Origin of the sequence: Okeania sp. SIO2B9 (assembly GCF_010672505.1) — a bacterium.
Taxonomy (GTDB): domain Bacteria; phylum Cyanobacteriota; class Cyanobacteriia; order Cyanobacteriales; family Microcoleaceae; genus Okeania; species Okeania hirsuta.
The window spans coordinates 1-4,642 of the sequence record NZ_JAAHGK010000566.1; the positions used below are offsets into that span (position 1 = coordinate 1).

Annotated in this window: 2 protein-coding genes and 2 pseudogenes; 3 read left to right on the forward strand and 1 reads right to left on the reverse strand. The window is 38.5% G+C overall.

The features are described 5' to 3' along the window. A pseudogene (locus tag F6K13_RS19205) lies at nt 1–921 on the reverse strand (hypothetical protein); the annotation flags it as partial. A gap of 554 nt (nt 922–1,475) precedes the next feature. On the opposite strand from F6K13_RS19205, the gene F6K13_RS19210 reads away from it, so the two are divergent. The 3 genes and pseudogenes from F6K13_RS19210 to F6K13_RS19220 all read left to right on the forward strand — a co-directional run. Then, complete coding sequence (locus F6K13_RS19210) at nt 1,476–2,066, forward strand: chromophore lyase CpcT/CpeT (protein ID WP_124147038.1); 591 nt, start codon at nt 1,476–1,478, stop codon at nt 2,064–2,066. A gap of 335 nt (nt 2,067–2,401) precedes the next feature. Next, nucleotides 2,402–3,757, forward strand: a pseudogene (locus tag F6K13_RS19215) (RNA-guided endonuclease InsQ/TnpB family protein). A gap of 20 nt (nt 3,758–3,777) precedes the next feature. Further along, nucleotides 3,778–4,642: NAD-dependent epimerase/dehydratase family protein (locus F6K13_RS19220; protein ID WP_287288046.1), on the forward strand; the 865-nt coding region annotated here is incomplete at its 3' end.

Genomic DNA, 4,642 nt, shown 5'->3' on the forward strand with positions numbered 1-4,642 from the left:
ACCTGCCGGACCTACTGGACCTGCCGGACCTGCGAGACCAGGAGCACCATCTAGTCCTGGAGCACCAGGAGCACCATCTAATCCTGGAGTTCCTGGTACACCTGCCGGACCTACTGGACCTGCTGGACCTGCGAGACCAGGAGCGCCATCTAATCCTGGAGTTCCTGGTACACCTGCCGGACCTACTGGACCTGCTGGACCAGGAGCACCAGGAGCGCCATCTAATCCTGGAGTTCCTGGTACACCTGCCGGACCTACTGGACCTGCTGGACCAGGAGCACCAGGTATTAGTGGAATAGGAACTTCTACAAACTGATTAGAAGGAATTGACGGCCCAGGGACTAACTCAACACCTGTTACAGTTACTGGTTGTCCAGGTACAAGGGTTTCAATTTCATTAGAAACTACTTGTTGTGCATCTGGAGCTTGAATTTGTTGTGCTGCGATAGAAGAATCATTTTTTTCTAATAGTGCTAATACTCTGTAAGTCTGAGCATCTTCACCTACTGCTTTGACTTCTAGGTATTTTTTGCCAGCTATTTCTATATCTGATATTTGTAATTCATTAGCTATCACCCCATCCAATAGGAATGGAATTTGTAACCCATCCAGATTATTATCTGCAAATGAAGTTACTACATCACTTTCACTATCTAAGTCTGGAATAAATAAATTTCTTAAATTTGATCCTGCTACAGTTTCAGGACTAGGCTGCATAAATGCAATTTCATTGTCAAATAATATCGGGATTCCATTGTTAGTTATGATCTCTACACTGACATCTTGTAGTGCTATTTCTCCTTCATTGCTCAAAGCATCTTCAGAGAAGAATAAGACTAAGTTTTCCTCAGCCGAATTACCAAGTGGAAGAGGAACCGAAAGTGTGCTCGGTTCCTGAAAAAAGTTAGGAGAACCGTCCATTGGCTATTTTTCTCAATAAATAAAATAATTTCTCCCAAATTATAAGTGAGAATTTCACTTTTGAAAATAATAATTATATATTTATAGCTATAGACATACTAGGTACATTTAAGTAATTCTAAATTTATTAACTGGCCAAATATTTATGCTATCCAAAGCTAAATTTTTCTTGAATTCAAAGACCTAAACAATTTATACTTAACTTTGATTGAAATAGATGCCATATTTAAAAACTTTCAAACTAAATTTCTCTAAAGCTATTAATCTTTGAGGGTTTTATAAATGCAAACACATCAGATACCATTCCAGCTTATAATTTTTTTAGTCTCAATAATTTACTGAATGCCTATATTAATTCCATGAGATACTGTGCACTTTAATATTATGTAAAAGAAACGATTCAAGAAACATTTCAATATCTAACTAAAAAAAATAAATAAATTTAAGGACGTTGATTTTTTTCTAAAGTTCCCTAATGACAAAATACATAACACAATACTTAAACTATTAAGATTTTCTTTTGAACTCTAATTCTGAATTTACACTCAATCAAAATGACTAACTCAACAGACATTCTTACCTTGGCACGTTGGTTAGCAGCCGACTTTAGTAACCAACAACAAGCCTTTGAAAACCCTCCCCTCTTTGCCCACATTCGCGTTTGTATGCGTCCACTGCCCTATGAACTCTTAAATGGACTCAGCCTCTATCTAGAGCAAGCTTACGACATTACCCTTAATCAACCCTACCGAGTCCGAATACTAAAATTAGTCCCTGCAGCAGACCATATCGATATTGAAAACTACGCCATAGATCAAGAAGAAGCATTTTACGGAGCTTCTCGCGATCCTCAACGCTTACAAGCATTCAAAACTGAACAAATACAGAAACTACCTGGTTGTAACTTTATTACAAAATGGACTGGTAATAGCTTTAAAGGTGAAGTAGAACCAGGAAAAGCTTGTACTGTAGTCCGCAAAGGCCAAACTACCTACTTAGATAGCCATTTTGAGATAGATGAACATAAATTTATTAGCCATGACCGAGGTCGCAACCCTGAAACTGATGAGCATATCTGGGGAGCAATTGCTGGGCCTTTTGAATTTATTCGTTGGACTAGCTTTGCCAACGAAGTTACTTTATAAATCTTCTTAAATATCAGAAAATTTGCTACTTCAACTTTTCTAAATAATTAGCAGTATTAACACAGATACTGGGAATCAAAGTTCATTAGGGTAATAAGACTTATTCATTAGAATTTTTAGCTATTCCGCCGAGAAGCCCCCCCGCTCTACCGATAGATGAGCGTCGTATGGGATAGGCGGGTCAATTCAGGGGTTCAATGCCCCGAAAATTGACAAATGGATTTGTAACTCAAATCTATAATCTTGCGCGACTATAGTTTATAGGAAATTCAATTCACTCTAATATGTTGCGAGTTGTCAAAGTCAGATTATATCCAAATACACAATAAAAGCAGTTGCTAGAGCAAAGCTTTGGTAATTGTCGTTGGCTGTGGAATTACTCTCTGAACTTGATGAACGAAACATATAAAAACACTGGTAAAGGATTATCAGGTTATGAGGTGAAAAAACTTATACCTTCTCTTAAGAAAGAACATGAATGGTTAAAGCTAACCTATTCTCAGTGCTTACAACAAGTCTGTTTAAATCTGGGTGTTGCTTTTAACAACTTCTTTGAGAAACGAACTAAATACCCTAGGTTTAAATCAAAACATGGCAAGCAGTCTATTCAATATCCTCAGAATGTTACAATTCTTAAACAGGGCTTAAAACTTCCAAAAATAGGAGAAGTTAAAGCTATTGTCCATAGACTTGTTGAGGGTAAAATCAAAACCGTTACTGTATCTAAAAATCAATGCCATCAATATTTTGCTTCTATATTGTTTGAGGATTCTCAAGAAAAACCAGCAGAACGCACTGATGGTAAAGCAATAGGAATTGACGTTGGTTTAACCCATTTCTGTATTACCAGTGATGGTTCTAAGTTTGACAATCCTAAGTTTTTAACTAAATATGAAAACAATTTAAAATGGAAGCAACAGCAATTATGTAGAAAGAAAAAAGGTTCTAATAACTGCAACAAAGCCAAAAAGAAAGTTGCTATAGTTTATCATTTTCTTTGTGGGTTTAATACCCCACCGTCTACACGGTGTTCAAAATTACTTGGGGTTAGAATCCCCATGTAATTTTCCTCCTGTCTCCTGTCTCCTGTCTCCTGTCTCCTTCTTCAACGTAAAATTGCTAACTGTCGTGAAGATTTTCTACACAAGCTATCGCGTAGGATAGTTGACGAAAACCAAGTCATAGTAACTGAAAATCTTAATGTCAAAAGAATGATGAAAAATCATTGTCTAGCCAAGGCAATAGGACAAGTTGGATGGGGAATGTTTATGACTATGCTGAAGTATAAGGCAGAAAATGAAGGCAAGGTTTATCAAGAGGTTGATAGATTTTTCCCCAGTTCTAAAACTGGCCATATTTGCTTAAACCAAGTAGGAAGTTTACCTCTTGATGTCAGACAGTGGACTTGTGAAAATTGCCAGACAACCCATGACAGGGATATCAATGCTGCAATTAACCTCAGAGAGGAGGGACTACGAATTTTGACCTGTGGGACGCGGGACAAAGCCTATCGCCAGACTGTAAGTCGTATTAATAGAGGACGTAAGAAATCTACTACTACGCTGGTCTCTGGGTTGTGGCCTATGTTGTACGCTTGCGTCAGCGCCGGGACAGTTCACCCAGTTGCATTTGATTTAAACAAGAAATGCCATAAAGTTCCAATACCTGATACATTAAGCCAATATCAGTAAGCAAGATTCAAAGTAAGTTTATGAAAGTCCTGGTAATTGGTGGCGATGGCTACTGCGGTTGGGCAACCGCTCTTTATCTTTCCAATCAAGGTTATGAAGTAGGTATCCTAGACAGTATGGTTCGGCGACACTGGGATATGCAACTTCAAGTCGAAACTCTGACACCTATTGCCCCGATCCAACAGCGCATTCAACGTTGGAAAGAGTTGACTGGCAAAAAAATTGACTTATATGTAGGAGATATCACTGACTATAATTTCCTGAGTAACACACTACGTCAGTTTGAACCAGAATCTATAGTCCACTTTGGCGAACAGCGTTCTGCTCCATTTTCTATGATTGACCGCGAACACGCTGTTATGACTCAGGTCAATAATGTAGTGGGGACGCTAAATATTCTTTATGCAATGAAAGAGGACTTCCCAGATTGTCACTTGGTGAAACTGGGAACTATGGGAGAATATGGTACACCTAATATAGATATTGAAGAGGGCTATATCACCATTGAACATAATGGGCGCAAAGATACTCTTCCTTATCCTAAACAACCAGGTTCTTTCTACCATCTAAGTAAAGTTCACGATAGTCACAACATTCACTTTGCCTGTAAAATATGGGGACTTCGTGCCACAGACCTCAATCAAGGAATCGTATACGGTGTTGCACTAACTGGCCTCCTAAGTGATGAAATAATCAAAGATGAACTCTTGATTAACCGTCTGGATTATGATGCAGTTTTTGGTACAGCTCTCAATAGATTTTGTATTCAAGCAGCTATTGGACACCCACTGACTGTGTATGGCAAGGGTGGACAAACTCGTGGCTTGTTAGATATTAGAGATACAGTCCGTTGCATGGAAATAGCGATCGCTAATCCTGCAGAAG